The sequence below is a fragment of the Bacillus sp. SYZHCR11 genome (genome assembly GCF_057196865.1).
Genome location: NZ_JBXUND010000007.1, coordinates 32,769 through 55,070, shown reverse-complemented (window position 1 = coordinate 55,070; position 22,302 = coordinate 32,769). Strand labels below are relative to the sequence as shown.

The 22,302-nt window shown below is 45.9% G+C and carries 23 protein-coding genes and 2 tRNA genes; all 25 read right to left on the bottom strand.

All coding sequences use genetic code 11. From position 1 onward, the window contains the following. Positions 1 to 311 precede the first annotated feature (311 nt). The 25 genes from lysS to yabP all read right to left on the bottom strand — a co-directional run bounded on the left by lysS (position 312) and on the right by yabP (position 22,249). Positions 312 to 1,811, bottom strand: a complete 1,500-nt coding sequence (gene lysS / locus AC2CGA_RS18730; protein WP_014304211.1) for a lysine--tRNA ligase — start codon at positions 1,809 to 1,811, stop codon at positions 312 to 314. 89 nt (positions 1,812 to 1,900) lie between these two features. Further along, positions 1,901 to 2,902, bottom strand: coding sequence for a tRNA dihydrouridine synthase DusB (dusB, locus tag AC2CGA_RS18725; RefSeq protein ID WP_117614482.1), 1,002 nt, complete (start codon positions 2,900 to 2,902; stop codon positions 1,901 to 1,903). Between the two features lie 21 nt (positions 2,903 to 2,923). Then, a complete protein-coding gene (locus AC2CGA_RS18720; protein WP_003150668.1) occupies positions 2,924 to 3,133 on the bottom strand; it encodes a helix-turn-helix domain-containing protein in 210 nt (69 codons plus the stop codon). Next, positions 3,085 to 3,588, bottom strand: coding sequence for a 2-amino-4-hydroxy-6-hydroxymethyldihydropteridine diphosphokinase (gene folK / locus AC2CGA_RS18715; RefSeq protein WP_024084799.1), 504 nt, complete (start codon positions 3,586 to 3,588; stop codon positions 3,085 to 3,087). Before folK ends, AC2CGA_RS18720 begins: the two co-directional genes overlap by 49 nt. Further along, on the bottom strand, positions 3,585 to 3,947 hold the full coding sequence (folB, locus tag AC2CGA_RS18710; protein WP_003150671.1) for a dihydroneopterin aldolase: 363 nt from the start codon (positions 3,945 to 3,947) through the stop codon (positions 3,585 to 3,587). The genes folK and folB overlap by 4 nt, the downstream gene beginning before the upstream one ends. Beyond that, a complete protein-coding gene (gene folP, locus AC2CGA_RS18705; RefSeq protein WP_003150672.1) occupies positions 3,940 to 4,797 on the bottom strand; it encodes a dihydropteroate synthase in 858 nt (285 codons plus the stop codon). The genes folB and folP overlap by 8 nt, the downstream gene beginning before the upstream one ends. After that, a complete protein-coding gene (gene pabC, locus AC2CGA_RS18700) occupies positions 4,778 to 5,662 on the bottom strand; it encodes an aminodeoxychorismate lyase (RefSeq protein ID WP_088005326.1) in 885 nt (294 codons plus the stop codon). Before pabC ends, folP begins: the two co-directional genes overlap by 20 nt. After that, positions 5,659 to 6,246 (bottom strand): aminodeoxychorismate/anthranilate synthase component II, encoded by a 588-nt coding sequence (pabA, locus tag AC2CGA_RS18695; protein WP_003150674.1) that lies wholly within the window; start codon positions 6,244 to 6,246, stop codon positions 5,659 to 5,661. Before pabA ends, pabC begins: the two co-directional genes overlap by 4 nt. 6 nt (positions 6,247 to 6,252) lie before the next feature. Beyond that, positions 6,253 to 7,674 (bottom strand): aminodeoxychorismate synthase, component I, encoded by a 1,422-nt coding sequence (gene pabB / locus AC2CGA_RS18690; protein ID WP_024084798.1) that lies wholly within the window; start codon positions 7,672 to 7,674, stop codon positions 6,253 to 6,255. A gap of 167 nt (positions 7,675 to 7,841) precedes the next feature. Then, positions 7,842 to 8,768, bottom strand: coding sequence for a cysteine synthase A (gene cysK / locus AC2CGA_RS18685; RefSeq protein WP_004264603.1), 927 nt, complete (start codon positions 8,766 to 8,768; stop codon positions 7,842 to 7,844). A gap of 75 nt (positions 8,769 to 8,843) precedes the next feature. After that, positions 8,844 to 9,734, bottom strand: a complete 891-nt coding sequence (locus tag AC2CGA_RS18680; protein ID WP_015388785.1) for a peptidyl-prolyl cis-trans isomerase — start codon at positions 9,732 to 9,734, stop codon at positions 8,844 to 8,846. A gap of 45 nt (positions 9,735 to 9,779) precedes the next feature. Continuing rightward, positions 9,780 to 10,655, bottom strand: a complete 876-nt coding sequence (gene hslO, locus AC2CGA_RS18675; protein ID WP_004264606.1) for an Hsp33 family molecular chaperone HslO — start codon at positions 10,653 to 10,655, stop codon at positions 9,780 to 9,782. 10 nt (positions 10,656 to 10,665) lie between these two features. Beyond that, entirely contained in the window at positions 10,666 to 11,442 is a 777-nt protein-coding gene (locus tag AC2CGA_RS18670; RefSeq protein WP_014304204.1) for a type III pantothenate kinase, read from the bottom strand. A gap of 148 nt (positions 11,443 to 11,590) precedes the next feature. Further along, positions 11,591 to 13,510 carry an ATP-dependent zinc metalloprotease FtsH gene (ftsH, locus tag AC2CGA_RS18665; RefSeq protein ID WP_004264608.1) on the bottom strand — a complete coding sequence of 640 codons (1,920 nt, stop codon included), beginning with the start codon at positions 13,508 to 13,510 and terminating at the stop codon, positions 11,591 to 11,593. Positions 13,511 to 13,607: 97 nt separating this feature from the next. Then, entirely contained in the window at positions 13,608 to 14,147 is a 540-nt protein-coding gene (hpt, locus tag AC2CGA_RS18660) for a hypoxanthine phosphoribosyltransferase (protein ID WP_004264611.1), read from the bottom strand. Further along, a complete protein-coding gene (gene tilS / locus AC2CGA_RS18655; protein WP_043867609.1) occupies positions 14,144 to 15,562 on the bottom strand; it encodes a tRNA lysidine(34) synthetase TilS in 1,419 nt (472 codons plus the stop codon). Before tilS ends, hpt begins: the two co-directional genes overlap by 4 nt. 104 nt (positions 15,563 to 15,666) lie before the next feature. Beyond that, complete coding sequence (locus AC2CGA_RS18650) at positions 15,667 to 16,668, bottom strand: protein kinase domain-containing protein (protein WP_484480266.1); 1,002 nt, start codon at positions 16,666 to 16,668, stop codon at positions 15,667 to 15,669. After that, positions 16,634 to 17,371 (bottom strand): vWA domain-containing protein, encoded by a 738-nt coding sequence (locus AC2CGA_RS18645; RefSeq protein WP_004264624.1) that lies wholly within the window; start codon positions 17,369 to 17,371, stop codon positions 16,634 to 16,636. The genes AC2CGA_RS18650 and AC2CGA_RS18645 overlap by 35 nt, the downstream gene beginning before the upstream one ends. Positions 17,372 to 17,438: 67 nt before the next feature. Continuing rightward, on the bottom strand, positions 17,439 to 19,928 hold the full coding sequence (spoIIE, locus tag AC2CGA_RS18640; protein ID WP_004264625.1) for a stage II sporulation protein E: 2,490 nt from the start codon (positions 19,926 to 19,928) through the stop codon (positions 17,439 to 17,441). Between the two features lie 209 nt (positions 19,929 to 20,137). Then, positions 20,138 to 20,209, bottom strand: a tRNA-Glu gene (locus AC2CGA_RS18635). 9 nt (positions 20,210 to 20,218) lie between these two features. Beyond that, positions 20,219 to 20,295, bottom strand: a tRNA-Met gene (locus AC2CGA_RS18630). Positions 20,296 to 20,452: 157 nt separating this feature from the next. Continuing rightward, positions 20,453 to 20,839, bottom strand: a complete 387-nt coding sequence (locus AC2CGA_RS18625; RefSeq protein ID WP_004264630.1) for a S1 domain-containing RNA-binding protein — start codon at positions 20,837 to 20,839, stop codon at positions 20,453 to 20,455. Between the two features lie 80 nt (positions 20,840 to 20,919). After that, positions 20,920 to 21,297: a cell division protein DivIC gene (gene divIC / locus AC2CGA_RS18620; protein WP_032858294.1), complete on the bottom strand. Its 378-nt coding sequence runs from the start codon at positions 21,295 to 21,297 to the stop codon at positions 20,920 to 20,922. A gap of 17 nt (positions 21,298 to 21,314) precedes the next feature. Continuing rightward, the gene (gene yabQ / locus AC2CGA_RS18615) at positions 21,315 to 21,950 is read right to left on the bottom strand and encodes a spore cortex biosynthesis protein YabQ (protein WP_004264635.1); all 636 of its coding nucleotides are present in this window, start codon (positions 21,948 to 21,950) and stop codon (positions 21,315 to 21,317) included. Then, positions 21,947 to 22,249 (bottom strand): sporulation protein YabP, encoded by a 303-nt coding sequence (gene yabP, locus AC2CGA_RS18610; RefSeq protein ID WP_004264638.1) that lies wholly within the window; start codon positions 22,247 to 22,249, stop codon positions 21,947 to 21,949. Before yabP ends, yabQ begins: the two co-directional genes overlap by 4 nt. Positions 22,250 to 22,302: the final 53 nt, after the last annotated feature.

The window sequence follows — 22,302 nt, the reverse complement described above, 5'->3', positions numbered from 1 at the left end:
CGCACATCGCTGTGCGATTTATTTAAAACTTTGAATTAACAGGTACGTTTTGTCTTGTTTAGTTTTCAAAGATCATTTCGTCTTTCGTTCAAGCGACTTTATTATTATATCTTATCAATCTCTTGAAGTCAACAACTTTTTAAATTTCTTTTTTTCGTCAGCGCCTTGTTTAGCGGCAACGAATAATAATATACCACCTCACAAATAATAGCGCAATAGTTTTTTAAAAGAAAATCAAAAAAGTTTTACGAGCAGCTTGTTTCTAAAAAAGCGCCGTACTGCAATAAGCAGAAACGGCGCCTTCCCTTTTATTAGCGTTGTCTCATTTGAGGGAATAATAAAACGTCTCTGATAGACGGAGCATTTGTTAACAGCATGACAAGGCGGTCGATACCGATACCCAATCCCCCGGTCGGCGGCATGCCGTATTCAAGAGCTTCAACGAAGTCTTCATCCATCATATGCGCTTCATCGTTTCCTTCTTCTCTTTCTTTTAATTGCGCTTCAAAGCGTTCCCTCTGGTCAATAGGGTCATTCAGCTCCGTAAACGCATTAGCGTGCTCACGGCCGACGATAAACAGCTCAAAACGGTCTGTAAAGCGAGGGTCCTCCGGATTTTTCTTAGCAAGAGGAGAAATCTCTACAGGGTGGCCGTAAATAAATGTAGGCTGAATGAGTGTTTCTTCAATTTTTTGTTCGAAGAATTCATTGATGATATGACCCACCGTCATTGAGTTTGTGATCTCGATACCATGCTCTTTTGCATGACCGCGCGCTTCTTCAACAGTCATCTCATTCCAGAAATCTACGCCTGTCGCTTCTTTGACCGCATCTACCATGTGGAGTCGTTTCCACTCAGGTTTCAGATCAATCTGCTCTTCGCCGTACTGGATTGTGGTGCTTCCAAGCACTTCCTGCGCAATATGTGCTACGAGGTTTTCCGTAAGACTCATAATATCTTTATAATCGGCGTACGCTTCATACAGCTCGATCATCGTGAATTCAGGGTTATGGCGTGTAGAAACACCTTCGTTACGGAACACGCGGCCGATTTCGTAGACTTTTTCCAATCCGCCGACAATCAGGCGTTTCAGGTGCAGTTCAATCGCAATACGCATATAAAGAGGCATGTCGAGCGCGTTATGGTGCGTGATGAACGGGCGTGCAGACGCTCCTCCCGGTATGCTGTGCATCGTAGGTGTTTCAACTTCTAAGTATCCATGGTCATCTAAGTATCTTCTCATCGCTTGGATGATTTTGCTGCGTGTGATAAACGTTTGTTTGCTGTCAGGGTTTACGATGAGATCGAGATAGCGCTGGCGGTAACGCTGTTCAACGTCTTTTAACCCATGATATTTATCAGGAAGAGGACGCAGTGCTTTTGTCAGCAGTTCAAAAGATGTCGCTTTGACAGAAAGCTCGCCTACGTTTGTTTTGAAAACTTTCCCGGTGATGCCGATAACGTCTCCGAGGTCTGAAGATTTAAAGATTTCATATTGTTCTTCGCCGACACTGTCTTTTCTTACGTAAATTTGAATTTGACCTTCTAAGTCCTGCAGATGCGCAAAGCCGGCTTTCCCTTTTCCGCGCTTTGTCATCATACGGCCTGCAATGGTCACTTCGATCGCTTTTTCTTCCAGTTCTTCTTTAGAAAGCTCCTGGTAGGCTTCAATGATTTGTTGAGATTGATGCGTTCTCTCGAAACGTTCGCCGAAAGGGTCAATGCCGTTTTCTCTCAGCTGGTTCATTTTATCTCGTCTGACTTGCAGCTGGTCGTTCAATTCCTCATGATTTTGCTCTTCTTGACTCATTGGTATCACTCCGTTACATTTTGATTTCACGAAAAAGCAGAAAAACTGCCAGCGGTAAGCTGGCAGTGAGCAGCAATAGAGGGTGTATATTAACCTACTTTTGCATCTTGAAGCTCTTTTGCCTCTGCTTCGGCGGTAAATGCATCTAAAAGCTGCACAAATTCTTCACGCGTCTCACATTGGTTAATTTCATTGCGTACATTCGCATTGCCTCTGACACCTTTCAGATACCAGGCAGCGTGTTTTCTCATTTCTCTGACTGCCACATTTTCGCCTTTTAACTTAATCAGGCGGTCTAAGTGCAGTTTGCATACCGACATTTTTTCACGGACTTTCGGCTCGTCTTTTAACTCACCGGTTTCAAGGTACTGCACCGTACGGTAAATCATCCACGGGTTGCCGAGTGCGGCCCGGCCGATCATGACGCCGTCAACTCCTGTTTCCTCAAGCATGCGTTTCGCGTCCTGAGGCGTTTTGACATCACCGTTTCCGATGACGGGAATGGAGACGGATTGCTTCACTTCTTTAATGATATTCCAGTTCGCAGTGCCTTCATACATTTGCACTCTTGTGCGGCCGTGAAGGGCAACGGCTTTTCCGCCGGCACGTTCAACGGCTTGGGCGTTTTTCACCGCATAAATGTGATCTTCATCCCAACCCATTCTCATCTTCACTGTAACCGGCTTATCAACAGCATCTACTACTGCGGATACCATTTCATAAATCTTATCAGGATCGAGAAGCCATTTGGCGCCCGCATCACATTTTGTAATCTTTGGTACGGGACATCCCATGTTAATATCAATAATATCAGCAGTCGTGTTTTGATCTACAAACTTCGCCGCTTCCACAAGGGTTTCCTTTTTTCCTCCAAAAATCTGAAGGCTGAGCGGTTTTTCACGTTCATCAATGTAAAGCATCCCCATTGTTCTTGCGTTGTTGTAAAGGATCGCTTTGTCACTGACCATTTCAGCGCATACCAATCCGGCTCCGAATTCCTTTACAGTCAATCTGAACGCTGAGTTGCAGACACCGGCCATAGGGGCAAGCACAACCCGGTTTTTCAATTGAATATCACCGATTTTAAACATTTTTCCCCTCCTTTCATTTGTCTATTTTTCAGGCGGGGCCAATTCGTCCGCACTTATATTTAAAACATCTGCCGCATCTTGAATGATGGCATCTGACGGCAATCGGTTTCCGCGTTCAATTTCACCGACAATAGAAACTGATATACCTAATGCTTTTGCAAATCCTTCTTGAGTATAACCTTTCAGCTTTCTGAATGCACGAATTCGCCTACCCCAGATTTCTGCTTCCATACTCTTACACCTTCTTGGTTTGTTTCAGCGCTTATCGTGATATGATCCGCCTGCGGACATATTTCTTTTAACGGCGCAAGGACAAATAAGCGCTCATACATTCTCGGATGCGGAACAATCAGCCGCTCTGTTTCAATATTTTCACGATTATACAGCAAAATGTCAAGGTCTGCAGTCCGCGGTCCCCAGCGAATCTCTCTCGTTCTGCCTAATTCAGCTTCAATGGACTGTGTTACATCTAGAAGTTCAAAAGGAGATAACGACGTTTTCACTTCAACCGCCATATTGAGAAACTGATCCTGATCCTCATAACCGACGGGATCTGTTTCATATATAGAGGATATCTTTGACACCGTCACGCCATCATGCCGGGTGAGCATGGCCACTGCCTGGCGCAAATAATGTTCACGGTCGCCCATATTGGAACCGAGGCCGATATATGCCGTATTGTTCATGATTTCTTTCTCGTCATTTCTATGGCTACTGATTTATAATGGCCGGGAATCGGCGGGTCAGGCTTAACAACCTTTACCGTACATTGCTGCACCGGCTCAAATTTCTCAAGGACGGTGTCTGCGATCCGTTCCGCAAGGGTCTCGACCAAATTAACGGGCTCGCCCTCAACGATGCCACGGCAGACACTGTACAATTCCGCATAGTTAATGGTATAAGAAAGGTCATCCGTTTTTCCCGCTTTGCTCAAATCCAGTTCGGCAGTCAGGTCTACTTTGAAGCGCTGGCCGAGTTTGTTTTCTTCCTCGAACACGCCGTGATATCCGTAAAACTCCATACCTTCCACATATACTTTATCCATAATGCGCGCCTCCTTTGTTCAGCATAGCATCCATCATCTTAGTCATTCTTGCGATCTCTTTGACATCGTGCACCCTCACAATGTCGCAGCCTTTTTGGACGCCAAGGCATACTGTCGCTCCCGTTCCCTCGGCACGTTCTTCAGGGGGAAGGTCAAGCACACGGCCGATGAACCTTTTTCTCGATGTCGCCAGGAGCAGCGGATACCCTAACCCGCTGAACACCTCCAGCTTGTTCATGACAGCCAGATTGTCCTCATAGTTTTTCGCAAAGCCGATCCCCGGATCCAGAATCATGTTTTCATCTGTGACGCCGGCTTCTGCGGCAATTTTTACGCTTTCCATCAAGTCTGCAAGCATATCAGGAATAAGATCGTTATAGTTTCTTTCCATACGATTATGCATTAAGATAATCGGAACTCCGTGTGCGGCGGCTACTGACGCCATGTCAGGGTCACCTTTCGCCCCCCAGATGTCATTAAGGATAGAGGCTCCCGCTTTGACCGCTTCGTCTGCCACGGACGCTTTGTACGTATCGATTGAAAGCGGAATGTCCAGCTCGCTTGTAATCCGTTCTATGACGGGGATGACTCGTGACATTTCCTCATCAGCCGAAACGAGTGATGCGCCGGGCCTTGTCGATTCGCCGCCGATATCTATGATATGCGCCCCTTCTTCAGCCATCTTCGCCGCATGCAGAAGCGCCCTTTCCGTACTGTCGTATTTGCCGCCGTCAGAGAAGGAGTCTGGCGTTACATTTAATATCCCCATAACGAGCGTCTTCTCTTTATAGGACAGAGCGCCTTTTTTTGTATGAATCAGTTTAGGCTGTTCAATTGTTTGCTGCGCCATTTTGTTCCTCCTCCTGTACATTCATTTTGTTTATTTCCTGCTGATACTGCCTACGGAGCAATTGCACCGTTTTCCCGCTCATTCCGGGCAGCGGCACTTCCTCTATTTTAGAAAACGGGATGATTTCAAGCACGGAGTTTGTCAACCATGCTTCATCCGCTTCAAGCATTGATTGAAAACGGAATCGGCCTTCGGTGACTTCTGTCCCCTGCCGTTTCAATTCATCAATGACAAACTGTCTTGTTACGCCGTCGAGAATTCCCGTATCCAAAGATGGCGTAAAGACCTTGTCTCCTTTTCGCCAAAACACATTGGAGACAATGCCTTCCGCGACATCTCCTTCTCCGGTCAGGAAAATCCCTTCAAGATTGGGATCATTCCCGATCTCCCGTTTAGCGTACATGTTGTTTAAATAGTGATGGGATTTTAACCGGAAAGATCCTTCAGGCGTATTTCTCCGGACAGAGAGAAGCCTGCCTTCTTTTTGAACAGGCAGAGTTTCCGGATTGAGCCGGTTGACGAAACAAAGGACGGTCGGCTTTTCATAAGTCTGCGCGGCAAACCCCTTATCGCTGACGCCTGCCGAGATGTTAAGCCGGACACGCGCGCTGCCGTCCTTTATGTCATTGAGAAGCAACAGTCTCCGAAGCATATCAAGCAGCTCCTGTTTGTTCACCTCGAATGCAATCTGCAGATCCCGAAGCGCCCTGTTGAGTCTGGCGACATGCGCATCCGGCAGAAACGGCCGGCCGCTGTAAAGCCTGAACGTTTCGAACGCGCCGATCCCGTACAGATAACCATGGTCAAAAGGAGAAAGCGCCGCTTCTTTCTCCTCTATATATTGACCATTCAAATATATAATCACACCGATACTTCCTTTTTGCGGTGTGTCTCTATAAAGTTTCTGAGCATCTCTTTGCCGAAGGAGGTCATGATGGATTCCGGATGGAACTGAACACCTTCAACAGGCAGCTCATTATGGCGGATTGCCATAATTTCTCCTTCTTTGGTTTGAGCGGATACCGTAAAACAATCCGGCAGCGTGTCCGCTTTGACAATAAGTGAATGGTACCGGGTGGCGACCAGCGGATTTTGCAGGCCGTTAAAAATCGTCTGTCCGTCATGCATAACTTCTGACGTTTTGCCGTGCATGAGCCGCTCTGCTCTGACGACATCGCCGCCGAATACTTGCGCAATCGACTGATGCCCGAGACATACGCCGAAAATAGGAATACTGCCGGCAAAATGTTTGATGGCTTCGAGGCTGATCCCCGCTTCATCAGGACTGCACGGCCCGGGAGAAATCATTAAGAAGTCCGGACCCAGCTCTTCAATCTGCTCAATCGTAATCTCGTCATTCCGTCTGACGATCAGTTCCTCCCCGAGCTCACCCAAATATTGAACCAAGTTGTACGTAAATGAATCATAATTGTCAATCATTAAAATCATCTCTGCTCACCTCGTCTGATTTTTTGTCTCTTCTTCGCTCAGCTCTAACGCCTTTTTCATCGCAAAAGCTTTTTTGAACGATTCCTTGTATTCATGCTTCGGAACCGAATCAATAACCACTCCTGCTCCGGACTGCATAAAAGCATGTCCGCCGGCTGCATAGATCGTCCGGATCACAATGTTAAACTGCAAATCTCCGTTGAATCCGAACCAGCCTATAGATCCAGTATAAAGCCCCCGTCTTGTCGGCTCAAGCTCTTCTATAATTTCCATCGTTCTCACTTTGGGCGCTCCCGTGATGGTGCCCCCCGGGAACACCGCATGAATAATGTCTGTCGCGTCATATCCGTCCTGCAGCTCTCCCTGTACGTTTGACACGATATGCATGACGTGGGAATATTTTTCGATCGCCATAAACTCGTTAACCCGCACAGAGCCGTAGCGCGATACGCGTCCGAGGTCATTACGCTCAAGATCAACAAGCATGACGTGTTCCGCACGTTCTTTTTCGTTGTGAATTAATTCATCAGCCAAAGCCTTGTCTTCAGCATCATCTTTTCCTCTTGAACGCGTACCCGCGATCGGTCTCGTTTCAAGCTTCTTCCCCTTCTTTGTCACCAATAGCTCCGGCGACCCGCATATCACTTGAAACCCCGGTGTCTCGAGATAAGCCATGTAAGGAGACGGATTGACGTTTCGCAAGTGTTTATACACCTCATACGGATGAACGGATAAAGACTGAGACTGCCTGATGGACAAATTAACCTGGAACACATCGCCGCTCGCGATATATTGTTTAATTTGTTCTACAGCCTGTGAAAATCCTTCCTCGGTGAACGGAGCGGCGTACGATCCGTCCCCATTCCGATTCAGCGGTGAAAAAGGCTCGTCCGCCGTTTGGAGGGAACACCACATGTCCTCTAAGCCGGACAGCTTTTCTTCCGCAAGATCCGCTTCTTCCGCTTCAGTATGGGTAATGAGCCATAACGCCTCTTCCTCATGGTCATAAACGGCCACATCATCAAAAACAAGAAAGTAAATATCAGGTGTTTCCAGATCATCTAACGACAGCATCTTAAAATTCTCAATATATCGGGCATAGTCGTAACTGATAAAACCAATCGCACCGCCCTGAAAGTCCGGAAACTCAACGTTTGTTTCCGTTCCGAGCGTTCCAAACCATTCATGAAAGGCCCGCAGCGGGTCACCTTCTTTAAACAGTGTTTCTCCCTCATGCTTGATCGTTGTAATTCCGTCTTTCCCTCTGACGGACGCAATCGGATCTAGACCGGCTATACTGAATCTTCCCCCTCTCGCGCTTTCGAGCAGAACATGCCGTTTTCTCGATTTCGAAAGGTTTTCATATCGCTGTAAAAATGCTTGTTTCGTAAAAGGTATTTTTCTTCCTGCCGGTCTGCGTTGTGCCATCATATCAATCCTCTGCTTCGTTTTACTGTAGTTTTATTTTAAAGCAATCACACTGGTGAAAAAAGTGAATTTCACTTCCAACCATAAAATTCGAAACGTTTTTTGGATTTTCGATACTTCAGGCACAAAAAAACTCCCGGATACAGCCGGGAGCCGTGTGTATGTCTCTATTCAAACTGATAAAGCGGTGTGCTTAAGTAACGTTCTCCGTTACTAGGGATGATCGCAAGCACTTTCTTGCCTTTCCCGAGTTTTTTCGCGATTTCCAGTGCCGCGTAAATGGCCGCTCCGGAAGAAATACCGCCGAGAATCCCTTCTTCTTTTGCCGTTTTACGGGCATATTCAAATGCATCCTCGTTTTTGACGGGAATGATTTGATCATAGATGTCCGTATTCAATGTTTCAGGGACAAATCCCGCTCCGATACCCTGAATTTTATGCGGACCCGGTTTTCCGCCGGAAAGAACTGGAGAATCCGCCGGCTCTACCGCATAGATTTTGATGGATGGATATGCTTCTTTCAGCACTTCGCCCGCTCCCGTGATGGTTCCGCCGGTACCGATTCCGGCCACGAACGCATCAAGCTGGTCGTCACCAAACTGTTCTACGATTTCTTTCCCCGTCGTTTGACGGTGAATTTCCGGGTTTGCCGCATTGTTGAATTGCTGAGGCACAAAGTATCCGTGTTCCTCCGCAAGTTCTTCCGCCTTTTTAATGGCGCCCTTCATTCCTTCTGCGCCAGGAGTCAGCACAAGCTCCGCTCCGTATGCGCGCAGCAGATTGCGTCGTTCCATACTCATTGTATCAGGCATAACGAGAATGGCTCTGAGACCTTTAGCCGCTGCCACCATCGCAAGACCGATCCCTGTATTTCCGCTTGTCGGTTCAATGATTGTGTCGCCGGCTTTTAATTTTCCTTCTTTTTCAGCCGCTTCAATCATCGCCGCTCCGATACGGTCTTTTACGCTGCTGCCCGGATTCATGTATTCAAGCTTCAGATATACATCTGCACTGTTTTCATCCGTCAGGCGATTCAATTTCACAATAGGAGTATTTCCGATTAGTTCAGTAATAGAATTTGCAATACGCACCATGTTGGACACCTCAATTTCCGACTAAATTTATTGGTATTATAAATATAAGTTATCAATTTCAAAATTTTTTGTCAATCATTTAGTTCTTTTTTCCCCGTAGAACCAAGAGACCCCCGCCTCTTTCCACAGCGTTTTGACTGTCGCCTTGTCACCTAATTGATCCATCGCGATCTGGCGTCTGATTTGGCTCTTCACTTCATTGTATGAGAAAGTTCTCGCTTTAAGCTTTTCTTTCAGCTGAATGACGGCATATCCTGAAGAAACTTTAATCGGTTCAGCGGACCATTCATCTTCTTTGAGATTTTTAGCTTCTGTGATATATGCCTGCGGGATATTTTCCTGGTTTTCTGTCACAAAGCCGAGGTCTCCGCCATACTGAGACGTGTATCTGTCCGTGGAACGCTCAGCGGCGACGGCTTCAAAGCTGGAACCGCCTTTCAAATCAGCAAGCACCCTGTCCGCCTCTTCCTTGTTTTTGACGACAATGTGCCTGATTCTGTAGGAATCATCGAAATGGTACAGTTCTTTATTTTTATTATAAAATGATTGCATTTCCTTATCCGATATATCGATGTCCTTCGTCAGCAGTTCTTCAAGAAGAATGTTGTAGCGGATCTGGTCTCTCCATTCTTTTTCGGTAATATGGCTGTCTTCATAAAATGAATTATTCACCGCTTTGATTAAAAGAAATTCACGTTCCAATTCGGTGTTTGAAACTGTGAGTTTATTCTTTTTCGCAAGTTCTTCCACTACTTGTGCATTAATCATGTCTTCCAGAGTTGATTTTCCGTACTCGTCTTCCATCTTTTTCATCCAGTCCTGCCGTGTGATATGTTTATCACCGATTGTCGCGATGGATTCTTCAGATGACCCTGCAGCTTGGGATTTTGTTAACTTATACGCCACTGCTACACTGCATACCAACAGCGCCGCTACAATAATCGTCAAAAGTGTTCTCGATTTCAAAATCTACCCCATCCCTTTTACAAAATAGAACAACCCGCTAAAGAGCTAGCGGGTTGTTTCGTCACGAAGCTCTTCCAGTTCTTCTTTTGTAAATAAATATTTCTCATTACAAAAATGGCAAACCGCTTCGGCTTTTCCGTCTTCTTCTATCATATCTTGTATTTCTTTTTTGCCTAGTCCTAAAATGGCCGTTTCGAATCGATCTTTTGAACAAGAACAGTGAAATTTGACCGGCATTGTTTCGAGAACGTCCGGTTTTTGACCCAGAACTTCTTCTAAGATTTCTTCCGGTGTCAGGCCTTTTTGAATCAATTTTGAAATCGGTTCGATTTGAGATAATTGCTTTTCAATTGTTGAAATGGTTTCTTCATCAGTCCCCGGAAGAAGCTGAATGATGAACCCGCCCGCAGCGAGAATCGTGTTATCAGGATTTACTAGAACACCTACCCCGACAGATGAAGGGACTTGTTCAGAAGAAACAAGGTAATACGTGAAGTCATCACCGAGTTCACCCGAGACAATCTCTACTTGCCCCGTAAAATAATCACGCAAGCCCAAATCTTTTACGACACTGAGTGTTCCGTCAGTTCCGACCGCCCGTCTGACATCCAGTTTCCCTTGTTCATTGAGGTCAAAATGAACGTGCGGGTTTGATACGTATGCTCTTACCTCACCCTTTGCGTTCGCATCTGCGACAATGGCTCCGATCGGGCCGCCGCCTTCTATTTTGACTGTCAGCTTATCTTCACCCTTAAGCATCGCTCCGAGCATCAGAGACGCTGTCATCGTCCGGCCGATTGCGGCTGATGCCGTCGGCCACGTGTCATGCCTTCTTTGCGCTTCATTTACCATATCTGTCGTTCTGGCTGCATAAGCCCGCACTTTACCGTCATATGCAATTGCTTTAATTAAATAATCCATCGTTTACCTCCTATATGTGACCCACGCGATTTCGCTCATAAATGATTTCCAGCCCTTTTAAAGTAAGAAACGGGTCAACAATATCAATACAGTCTGATTCGTTTGCGATTAATGACGCAAGCCCCCCTGTCGCAATGACTTTCGGTTCTTGTTTGGCCTGCCATTTCATCCGCTTTACAATGCCTTCAACTTGTCCGACATAGCCGAAAAGGATGCCGGACTGCATGGCGCTTACCGTGTTTTTGCCGATGATATTATCCGGTCGGGCGATTTCAATTCTCGGAAGCTTGGCCGCGCGTGAGTACAGCGCTTCCGTTGAAATTGTAATGCCGGGAGCAATCGCACCGCCCATGTATTGTTTGTTTTCATCAATGTAGCAATACGTCGTCGCCGTTCCGAAATCAACAACAATTAAGGGGCCGCCATACTGCTGGATCGCCGCAACGGCATTGACGATCCTGTCAGCTCCCACTTCTTTCGGATTGTCATATTTTATATTTAAACCTGTTTTCATTCCCGGGCCGACAACCTGCGGCTCGATGTGAAAGTATTTTGTGCACATTCTTTCTAAAGAGAACATAATCGGCGGCACTACGGATGAGATGATAATCCCTTCAATCTGTTCAAACATCAGTCCGGAATGTTCAAATAAGGAGCGGAGCAGCATGCCGAATTCGTCTTCTGTTTTGTGTCTGCTCGTTTCTATGCGCCAATGATATTCTAATTCCCCATCATGATATACACCAATCACGGTGTTGGTGTTCCCCACATCTATAACCAGTAACAACCTCTATCACCACTTTTGAATAGTTTCTAATCATAACATTTTCAACATTCTACAATACCATACACGATCTGCGGCTCTTTTGTAAACAAAACGGAACCAGTAAAAAAACCGCCGGTATACGCCGGCGGTTTTCATATCAGAAAGCGAACTATTCTTTCGGCTCGTCTTTCTTTTCGTCTTCTGTTTTAGACAGAATGTTTACTTTCACATCGTCTTTTTGAAGATGGTCATCTGAGAAATTGCGCTCAGGGAGTTTTCCGTGATCCACGAGATGCTTGATTTGTTCCGCATCTAATGTTTCCACATCAAGCAATGTCTGAGCAATCAATTCAAGCTTATCGCGATTTTCAGTCAGGATGGTTTTCGCACGCTCATAACATTCTTTAATGATGCGCTGAATTTCCTGATCAATTTCGTAAGCGATCTGATCACTGTAGTTTTGCTCGTTGTTGAAATCCCGGCCCAGGAATACTTGACCGCCTTGAGATTGACCGAACTGAAGCGGTCCGAGTTTTTCTGACATACCGAACTCTGTCACCATTCTTCTGGCAATGTTCGTTGCCCGCTGGAAGTCATTGTGAGCCCCCGTGCTGACTTCGCCGAAGATAATTTCCTCGGCAACACGTCCGCCCAGAAGACCGACAATTTTATCGAGAAGTTCAGGTTTTGTCTGGAAGTAACGGTCTTCTCTCGGAAGCATGACTGCGTATCCGCCTGCCTGCCCCCTCGGAACGATCGTTACTTTATGAACCATATCGGCTTCATCCAGCACAAGTCCGATAACGGTGTGACCGCCCTCGTGGTACGCCACGATATTGCGTTCTTTTTTCGAGATGACGCGGCTCTTCTTCGCAGGACCCGCAATGACACGGTCCGTTGCTTCATCAATGTCGCGCATATCAATTTTCTTCTTGTTTTGACGGGCAGCAACGAGTGCCGCTTCGTTAAGAAGGTTTTCTAAATCTGCGCCTGAGAAACCGGGTGTTCTTGAAGCGATTGCTTTTAAGTTCACCGTCTCATCAAGCGGTTTGTTTCTCGCATGCACCTGCAATACGGCTTCACGGCCGATGACATCCGGACGGTCTACTGTAATCTGACGGTCAAAACGTCCCGGACGGAGCAATGCAGGGTCAAGAATGTCCGCACGGTTTGTCGCAGCGATAATAATGATTCCTTCATTCGCACTGAAACCGTCCATCTCAACAAGCAGCTGGTTCAGCGTCTGTTCGCGTTCATCATGCCCGCCGCCAAGACCGGCGCCGCGCTGACGTCCTACCGCGTCGATCTCATCAATGAAGATCAGGCAAGGCGCATTCTTTTTCGCATTTTCGAATAAATCACGCACACGGGAAGCACCGACACCGACAAACATTTCAACGAAGTCAGATCCGCTGATGCTGAAGAAAGGAACGCCAGCTTCACCGGCTGAGGCTCTCGCAAGCAATGTCTTACCGGTTCCCGGAGGTCCGACAAGCAGCACGCCTTTAGGGATCCTGGCGCCAAGCTCGGCGAATTTGCGGGGATCTTTCAGAAACTCAACAACCTCAACGAGCTCCTGCTTCTCCTCATCCGCGCCGGCTACATCTTTAAACTTCACGCGTTTCTTTTCTTCCGTATACAGCTTCGCTTTGCTCTTTCCGAAGTTCATGACACGGCTGCCGCCGCCCTGAGCCTGATTGAGCAGGAAGAAAAACAGAATAAAGATGATGACAAACGGAATGATCGTCGTTAAGAACGTCACCCACCCGCTTGTTTCCTGTGCGGGATCAACTTTTACGTCCGTCTTTTTAATTGCGTCAAATATCTGGTCTGCTCCTTTTCCCTCAGGAACATGTGTTAAAAAGTACTGGTCTTTATCGTATTTTTTCAGCTGTCCTTTTACCTCATAAACACCTCTGACAGGCTGAACCGATACGCTATCAACTTTCCCTTCATCGAGGTTCTTGATAAACGTACTGTACGACATATTTTCTGTTTTCGGGTTTGAGGTCTGGAAGTAACTCACAACCCCGATTACTACTAATAAAATAAGTAAATAAAAAATGGTATTACGGAAGACCCGATTCATTCCTTACCTCCTCCCACAGTAAGCACAACTATGTTCAATAGTACCATAGAAAATCATTCCAATACAACCGATAACCATCTCGGAAGCAGGCAGCCGATCAGCTTTCATAAATCGCCGGTTTTAATACTCCGATGTAAGGCAGATTGCGATAGCGCTCGGCATAATCAAGTCCGTAACCCACAACAAACGCGTCAGGAACTTCAAAGCCTACGAAGTCTGCTTTAATGTCCGCTTTTCTTCCGCTTGGTTTATCCAACAGGGTAACAATCTTAATTGATTTCGCTTTACGATATCGGAAGAGTTCTACGAGATAGCTCAAGGTTAACCCACTGTCGATAATATCTTCAATGATTAAGATGTCCCGGCCTTCTACAGATGTATCCAAATCTTTGATGATTTTGACTTCTCCGGAAGAAACCGTGGAATTTCCGTAGCTTGATACATCCATGAAGTCCATTTCCAAATATGTATCAATATGCTTTATAAGATCAGCCATAAAAGGAAGCGCTCCCTTTAACACACCGATTGCCAACGGAAACGTGTCGCTGTACTCGCTTGTTAATTGTTCTCCAAGCTGTTTTACTTTCTGCTGGATCTCATCTTCTGAGATCAGCACTTTTTCGATATCCTGTTTCATGTTAATGCTTGCCCCCTACACTTTTCATGCTGTCTATATTGTAATACAATGCGGTCACTGTTTGAAATCACAAGATCGTCAAAGATGGATTTTTTCAAGCCAGGCAGCCAGATAATTTCACCGTTCGCATCCGTTACAATCGGCCATTCGTCCCGATCCCGCAGAGGCAGTTTATGATCAATAAATATATCTTTTACCTTTTTCGAGCCATTCATCCCTTTAAGTTTAATCCGGTCGCCGATTTTTCTCGTCCGGATTGTTAAAGGAAATTGCACCTTATTTCTGCTTGTCATAAAAACAGCATTCCCATTTTTGATATGAGGGTCAGCCTGATCGGCCACCTCTATCATAAAGCCGTTGGGGAGAACAGCAGTCTCGCCTTCCGCTCCTTGCAGCTGCAGCTCAAAGGGAACCTTTTCACATTGCCATTGTTCAAATGTAAACAAACATGTCTGATATGATTTGACCACCTTCAGCCCTTTCGGAAAATCAAGCACTCCCGAGGCGCTTCCATTTTCCGCCCATTCCAGAAACTGCTGTATGTGGCGGGCGGAAAACGACGATGGAACGTTTTCATAAAGATAGTTTAATATTAGTTGAACTCCTCTTCTTTGTAAAGGTATCGGAAGGGCAAGCAATTGAGAGGAATCGACTTCAACCGATGTGTCAGACTTGCTTGTAATAACCTTATTCATTCGTTCTTTCGTTAATGACTGCAAGTATTGTTCGTCTTCTGTCAGTGCTTCACTCACCTTTTGAAACATTTTATGAACGTCAGGTGATTCTTGTTTTAAAAAAGGAAGCACGGTCTTTCTGAATCTGTTTCTTGTATAATCGTCTTTTGCATTGCTCTCATCCGTTCTGTAGCTGAGCCCTTCTTGACGGCAGTATTCTAGGATTTCATCCTTTTCCGCATAGAGGAAAGGCCTGATCAGCCAGCCGGATGCAAATTCGCGGACGGGCTGCATTCCCGCGAGCCCTGCCCCGAGCGTACCTTTCGCAAGCCTCATGAGCATTGTCTCAACCTGGTCATCGCCGTGATGAGCCAGCGCCAAAAACTTCGCTTGGTGTTTTGTCATCAGATCTTCGAAAAACTGATATCTGCAATCACGCGCGGCAGCCTGCTTGTTCAGCTTATTCTTTTTTGCGTATGCAGAAACATCAATCTGTACCGTTTCGCAGAGGATGTGTTCCGCTTCGCAATATGACTGCACAAACTTCATATCTTCTTCAGATTCAGGACCCCTGAACTGATGGTCGACATGCGCCGCTATGATAACGGAAGAATGCCCGAAGTGCTTATTCAGCATACTGAGAAGCGCCATTGAATCAGGGCCTCCGGAGACCCCGGCAATAATCGTTTCTCCCTCCGCCTGAAGATGATATGTTTTGAAAAAATCTTCCACGCTTTTCACAATGTCCCCCTCACAATGAGCAGGTTTTTTAAAGATATACATATCCTATCACTTTCATTCCCTCCAAGCAAAGAAGAAGCATGAGCGCAGGCGTCCGGCCGGCATTAGATGAGAAAAAAGACGATGTAAGCGAAATAAAGGGCGAGAACGCTGATTAAAATAAGTGTTGTTTCAAACAAACCATTGTGCTTTGCGGGTTTTTGTTTAGGTTTATACCGCGTTTGAGATACAGTGCCCTGCCGCGGTTTTGATTGCGGCGGCTTAGGCTTGGCGGCGGCTTTCCTTTTACTCCCGGCGCTCTGCCCCGCCGTCAGGATGTCATGCTTCATGGCTTCCGCAGACGGATATTGGCCGTTTAAAGCAGAAAACAGAACCTTCTTATACTTGTTCAGAAACGGGTGGCCTTCAATGATAGAACGAAGCTGTTCTTTCGGCTGTCCTGACTTTTTGCACTCTTTCTTCTGGACACAGTGAATCATGATCATTGCGACAGCAAACAGGTCATAGGATGGTTCTGCTTTTCTTGTTCCATACCCCCAATAGCCCCTGTCGTAAAACTCCGTATACTCTTTAATCGCGCGGCCTTGTTTTGTCGTTCCCCCTACATCAATGCAGCGGATGGCAGCCGGCGGTCCGGTTACAATAAGATTTTCCGGTTTGAGGTCGCCAAAAACCCATCCCTGCTGATGAAGGACTGACAGGCTGGAAAGAAGCTGCACCATCAGCACCGGAATCCACTCCGCTCCCTTACTGCTGATATATTGCGGAAGAAGCGGCCCTTCTATGTACTCCATCACGTAAAAAGAGACATTTTTATTCAGCTGCGGAATAAACGCATCGTCCGCATCAAAAAAAGAAGGCCCCATCGTTTGCGACCGGGCCTTTGAAAAGGATTTTAAGACATTCACTTCAGAGGTAACAGACATGCTGTCGCTGCTAATTTTCAAAGCGACCTGTCCGTCTGATGCTTCTGCCAGATATACAATACCGTTAGCCCCTTTTCCAAGCTGTTTGAGCAATCTGTAGGATTTGCCGTTCCAGTTGCCCTGAATTGCCGTCCCCGGTGCCAAACTACATGCCAAACTCGTTAAAGCGTCGTTCATCATCTGCCAACATGCTCCTTCTTGAGCGGATTCTCTCAAACTGCTGCGTCGCTTCCCTGATAGCGGGGCCCGTAGGGGTGATACCGCCGGTCGACAGCTTCGCAAAGAGCGCGGAAAGGGATTCAAGCTTCGGCGTCCAATTCAGCACAAGCTCAACTTCCTGGCTTTTCCCGGGAAATATACACATGGCAAATTCATTTTGTCCGGCCCGGGAATTTAAACTGATGGAAAGATCAATCAGCGCTTCTTTCACCGTCGGCAGTTTCGGCGCCATACTCGCACTCGTATCAACCAGCACAAGCACCTGCAGATGAACTGTTTCTCCGAGTTCATCAACCACTTCCATCACTTCGCCGCGTTTTTCCGGAGAAAGCTCTTCCATTTCAACGTTTTTCCCTAAGATTTGTTTAAGCTCTTGATTGACGACACCTTGCAGCGTCTGGGTCATTGCTTTTTTCGTCACCATTTGAACCGTCTGAGACAATTGTGACGCATATACAACTTGATGGACACCGCCACCGGCCATGGCGATGCCTTCAACTTCCTTCATTGCCTCTTGGTCAATCGCGTTTTCTTCCATAATCCCTATAACATTCACCGTAATCCCCTGCTCCTTGGCGAAAGCCGCCATTGCAATCGGGTCTTCACCATGATTGGAGCAGCCATCTGTAATCAGCAGAACTTGATTTAAATGTCCCTTATTCACATACATTCCTCCCGGTGATACGATTAGTCCCATCTTCGCCAGAAGGAAAGTGATTTATACGAAAGGATTAAGAAATCTCCTTTTTATTTTGGAATACCGCCGGAACCGGTATGGAAGCCCATTTCGGCGTGTTGTGATCAATCCGGACAACAACCACCGTCATGTCGTCTTCGATTTGGCCGGAACGCGTTCTGATGACCTCTTCCATTAATATATCAGCGATTTCCTGCGGATCTTCGGTTTTCAGCCCTTTCATTTTCCGTTTCATCCACAGGTCGTGGTTTTCAACGTGCTTCGGTCCTTCAAAAATACCGTCACTCATCATGACGAGCAGATCTCCCGCTTTTAACTGTTCACTTACAACCTCCACATCAAATTCATTGATGATACCGATCGGCAGATTGCTGGCCTGCACTTTCATGACTTGATCTCCCCGCTTGATAAAACTCGGCGTTGAACCGACCTTCAAGAATTTGCAGCTTGCATCCTGAAGATCAATGATAGAAAGATCGAGAGTTGAGTAGATTTCGTCTGTCGTCCGTAAAGACAGAATACTGTTGATCGTTTTGATCGCTATTTTTTCATCAATACCTGATTCGAGAATTTTTTCGAGCAGCTTAATCGTTTCGTTGCTCTCATAATGGGCCCTCGCCCCATTGCCCATGCCGTCACTGATCGCGGCCGCATACTTTCTCGCCCCCAGTTCCATCATGCTGTAGCTGTCGCCGGAGACAAGACCGCCGCCTTTTGCCGCATGAGCTGCGCCTGTCGATACCCGGTACGATTTGGTCGAACCGAACGCAACATGGCTGTAGCCATTCGGATGAGCCGAGTGCTGTTCGCTTTTGACAAGTATCTGCTCCTCAAGAATGTCAGACAGCATCGGGGCGATAATTTTCTCACTCTCGCCGTGTCCTCCGCTGAACGGGATTGTCATTTCGATATCAATATTGCCCTGTTCCAAGCTGTATATCTCGACATGCTGAATCTCGATTCCGAAATGCTGAAGCGCCTCTATCATTTGTTCTTCCTGAATAAAATGCTGCTCCCTCTCCCGTTTTATTTCCCGAGAAAAGTCCGCCATGACCTCAGAAACCCCCAACAGCTGCTCGGCAACAAGCCTCCTGCTGTCCTGAACTTTTCTCTTCAGTGTCAGATGGGCGTGATGGTGGGCAAGTTCGTCCTCAATCAGCTCTTCCACCTGTCTGGATTTGGAACAGTGCTGTTGAAACTCTTTTTTCAATCTGCGGTTTGAGGCATACTGCTTTTCTTCTGTTTCATGCATAACTTGTTTCATTAAGTCATATGTTTTATCAAAGTTTTGAACCCAGCATTTGCTTTTCTTATAGCAGGATTGGCAGGAATGCTCGGTGATTTTGCTTAAAAAGAGATCCACTTCCCCTTCTTCCGCCTGCTCATCGGAAGACGTCTGATGAAAGGTGGCGAAGCTCTCCGACAAGGCATGAAACACATTGGAGAACTGGTCTACTTTCTGGGCGGTGACATCTCTGATTTTCCTCGCGTACTGCTGCTGCTCCTGACTGTGCTCAGCAGTGCCCGGTATGTATCTCGCCACCTTTTTCGTAATCGATTGGGGCGTAATCAAAAACAATACAACGGCAATCAAAGATTCATAAAGAGTGGTCATTAATCCGGCAGACCCTTCACCATATAATGAAATCAGCAGTGAGCCGATCACCAATCCGACTGCGGCGCCGGCTTTCTTTCCTTCTTTCAGCAGCCCGCCAAGAAGCCCGGAAAACGCAAGCAGACTCATTTGATAGAGATTCCCGATATTCGCAAGCCCGAGGATCAGTCCGGTCACAACACCGACCGTACAGCCGATGCTTGCCCCGCCGACAAAGGAAAAACTCAGCACGACATAGCGGGCCAGGATATGCTCAGCCTGCATTCCCTGAAATGAAACACCGGCAAGCCCGGTTAAAACGGATGCGATCAAGATCATAAAACAGATGATTTCTTCTATTTTTAACGATTGCTTCACTTTTTTGATCGTGAAAATCGGCAGGCTTTGTAAAAAGATCAGCGTCAAAATAAAGGCCAGGCCCGCCTCGACAACAGCCATCACATAATCATAGGTGGTAAAAGCGCCGCTTTCAAAATAAACAAATCCGATTCTCGCGGCAGCCATAGAGAAAAACACCACGATCGGCAGCATCTTCACCCGGTCCTGCACGATATATGTACCGATTTTTGAAAATAGAGTGAAGACGGCCAAAGCTGTGAGAATCAATAAAGAGTGTTTCGGCGAAATGGTTAAAGCGCCCGCAAGTAAAGACAGACAAGCATAGAAGGCTTTATCTCTTCTGATCAAAAGCATCGCTCCGAAAAACGGCAGTGCAAACGGAAGAACCTCAGATAATATGAAAGCCCGTCCAAGTAAAAAACCGATCACGACATAAATGAAACCCTTATAGAAAAAAAGTGAATGCGCTTGATGGACTGTAAGCTTTGCCGCCTTTTCAAAAAACGATTGCAGTTTTTCCAGAGCTTGTCCCGCCATCGGCCCGTTCACTCTTCTTTCCGCTTTTTCCATTGCTCTCATCCCCCACCTGTTTTATTCGTTGCTTGTCATTATAAATGAAAGCCCAGATAGGATTTTGTCAAAAGAAGGTAACAATTCCAAAGAACTCTTCGACGCTTTCTCCCTTGTTCCCCTTTCCTTTTGTATTTCCTCCGACATTTCTCAAAAAGTTGTCTAAATATGAAAAAATCGGCTTCTGCAACAGAAGCCGATTCGCTTGATGACCCGTACGGGATTCGAACCCGTGTTACCGCCGTGAAAGGGCGGTGTCTTAACCGCTTGACCAACGGGCCAGATATATATGGTAGCGGCGGAGGGGATCGAACCCCCGACCTCACGGGTATGAACCGTACGCTCTAGCCAGCTGAGCTACACCGCCATATAGGTGCTTATAAGCACAAGTTATATAATACAAAGGTTTCTTCATTCCGTCAACAGAAACTTTAAAGTTTTAATTTTCTGACTACATGCGCGTATACAAAAAAAGCACCCGCTGGGATAGACGGATGCTCCATGTATTTATAGAAAGCAGCAAGTTATCCTCTTCTTGCTCCGCGCCCTCCACGTTTTGATTCCGTGTTTCGTTTTAAAGATGATAAGCGGTCTTCGCTATCTTTAAGAAACTTGTTCATTTTCTGTTCAAAAGATTCTTTCGGACGGAAATCATTTCTAGGTCTGGCTTGCGGACGGTCTTTAGCTTTTTTAATTGATAAACCAATTTTCCCGTCTTTTTCAACGTTGATGACTTTCACTTCAACTTGATCGCCGACTTTTAAATGCTCGTTAATGTCTTTTACATAATTATCGGCTACCTCACTGATATGAACGAGACCGGTTGAGCCTCCAGGCAATTCAACAAATGCTCCGAAATTTGTAATACCTGTTATTTTCCCTTGCAACTTGCTGCCAACTTCAATCGACATAAAAAAAGTGCTCCTCCTTAGGCTTATAAAAAGATCGTTTGTTTAATTATACCTAAATAAAAATTTAAGTGTCAACAAGGCTACTTGCTCTTCTTTTCTACATTAAAGAGAATCTCACCATTTCCTGACATAAACAAGTCTCTTCTGGCAAGCTCTGTGACGTAATCCTCATCCTTTAATTTGGAAATTTCATCTTTTAAATCAGCCTGTTTCGCATTCAATTCTTTTACTTGTTTTTCCAGCCGAGCCTTTTTTTCTTCGTTTGCGCTAAGGGAAGAGGTCTGTGACCACAGAGAACCCGCTAAGACAATAGCCGTCAACAACACAAGGGCGCCGAATACGATCAACCGTCTGAAAAGCCCTTTCCGCCTTCTTTTCATAAGCTGGGATTGCCGTTCAACCTGCTCTTTATAGTCGTTTTGAATTTCAGTTATTGTACGTTCCCTAGATAGATTCAAACCAGACGGTCCTCCTTTCACCTTTTCAAAATACGTATCATGGTCGATCTGATTGTTATGATTAGTTTCTTGCTCTTTTGTAAAAATCCTGCACTTTTTTGAAAATATCGTTTGAAAGTAAGACGCCACTTTTCAGGAAGAAGTTTCAATAATTGTTTCAACAGGAAAAACAGCGGATACAGCAAAAACGCTACGATCTTAAAAAGACACTTCGCAAAAAAGGCACTCACCCGATAGGAGTATAAAGAAATAACCGTGATCAGCCCGATGAGCAGCTTAAAGAGCAGAAGCACCGGACGGAACAGCACGTGCTGAATGAGCTTTTTTGCGAATTGGTAAAGAGACACCGCAAGATGAATGGCAAATTTCAGTATTTTTATATACATTCGTTTAAACAGGCTTTGGTACGTCGCAATACCCAGTAAGACAGCCAAGAAAATGTATACCCTGAGTTCCCCTTCATTCACGTTGAGCAGCACATAGAAAAACAGCAGACCTTGTACAATCCAAAAGAGAATGTCATGAATGAATAACAGCCATCTGGCCGTTTTGGCGCGGCTGACAAACAGCCTGTATGTATCAAGCGACGCTCCGAGCCAGGCGCCCATACCGGTCATTGCCAGCATCGTATAAAATTGGGTCGTCAGCGTCATTTAAACAACTTGCTAAAAAACCCTTTAGCTTTATCCCCTTGCTGCTCGTCTAAATATACAAGGTCAAACACCCTGCCTTTTATAGATACAATCCCTTTTTCCACATCAAGGTTTTTCATCTGCAGATTCTCGCCTCTGACGGAAAGCATTCCCATAACCGTTTCCAGCAAAAACTCTTCGTTATCAAAACTTTCCACATGCTTGACGCCCGAAATGTCTAAATGCTTTCTCCCTTTCATCGTTACATCATGCTGTTCCGGAACAGAAGAAGAACCTTTTTGCTCATAATATGAATTCATCTATTCAGCCCCCATATCCTCGATACTTTTAGCATTATTACTGCATTGTATGA

Coding starts and splice junctions, on each gene's coding strand:
- ftsH (WP_004264608.1), bottom strand. CDS start 13,510: ATGAATCGGGTCTTCCGTAATACCATTTTTTATTTACTTATTTTATTA.
- yabQ (WP_004264635.1), bottom strand. CDS start 21,950: ATGACGCTGACGACCCAATTTTATACGATGCTGGCAATGACCGGTATG.
- AC2CGA_RS18650 (WP_484480266.1), bottom strand. CDS start 16,668: ATGATGAACGACGCTTTAACGAGTTTGGCATGTAGTTTGGCACCGGGG.
- spoIIE (WP_004264625.1), bottom strand. CDS start 19,928: ATGGAAAAAGCGGAAAGAAGAGTGAACGGGCCGATGGCGGGACAAGCT.
- AC2CGA_RS18625 (WP_004264630.1), bottom strand. CDS start 20,839: ATGTCGATTGAAGTTGGCAGCAAGTTGCAAGGGAAAATAACAGGTATT.
- folK (WP_024084799.1), bottom strand. CDS start 3,588: ATGAACAATACGGCATATATCGGCCTCGGTTCCAATATGGGCGACCGT.
- AC2CGA_RS18720 (WP_003150668.1), bottom strand. CDS start 3,133: ATGGAAGCAGAAATCTGGGGTAGGCGAATTCGTGCATTCAGAAAGCTG.
- folB (WP_003150671.1), bottom strand. CDS start 3,947: ATGGATAAAGTATATGTGGAAGGTATGGAGTTTTACGGATATCACGGC.
- yabP (WP_004264638.1), bottom strand. CDS start 22,249: ATGAATTCATATTATGAGCAAAAAGGTTCTTCTTCTGTTCCGGAACAG.
- cysK (WP_004264603.1), bottom strand. CDS start 8,768: ATGGTGCGTATTGCAAATTCTATTACTGAACTAATCGGAAATACTCCT.
- hslO (WP_004264606.1), bottom strand. CDS start 10,655: ATGGATTATTTAATTAAAGCAATTGCATATGACGGTAAAGTGCGGGCT.
- folP (WP_003150672.1), bottom strand. CDS start 4,797: ATGGCGCAGCAAACAATTGAACAGCCTAAACTGATTCATACAAAAAAA.
- dusB (WP_117614482.1), bottom strand. CDS start 2,902: ATGTTTAAAATCGGTGATATTCAATTGAAAAACCGGGTTGTGCTTGCC.
- lysS (WP_014304211.1), bottom strand. CDS start 1,811: ATGAGTCAAGAAGAGCAAAATCATGAGGAATTGAACGACCAGCTGCAA.
- hpt (WP_004264611.1), bottom strand. CDS start 14,147: ATGAAACAGGATATCGAAAAAGTGCTGATCTCAGAAGATGAGATCCAG.
- pabB (WP_024084798.1), bottom strand. CDS start 7,674: ATGGCACAACGCAGACCGGCAGGAAGAAAAATACCTTTTACGAAACAA.
- pabA (WP_003150674.1), bottom strand. CDS start 6,246: ATGATTTTAATGATTGACAATTATGATTCATTTACGTACAACTTGGTT.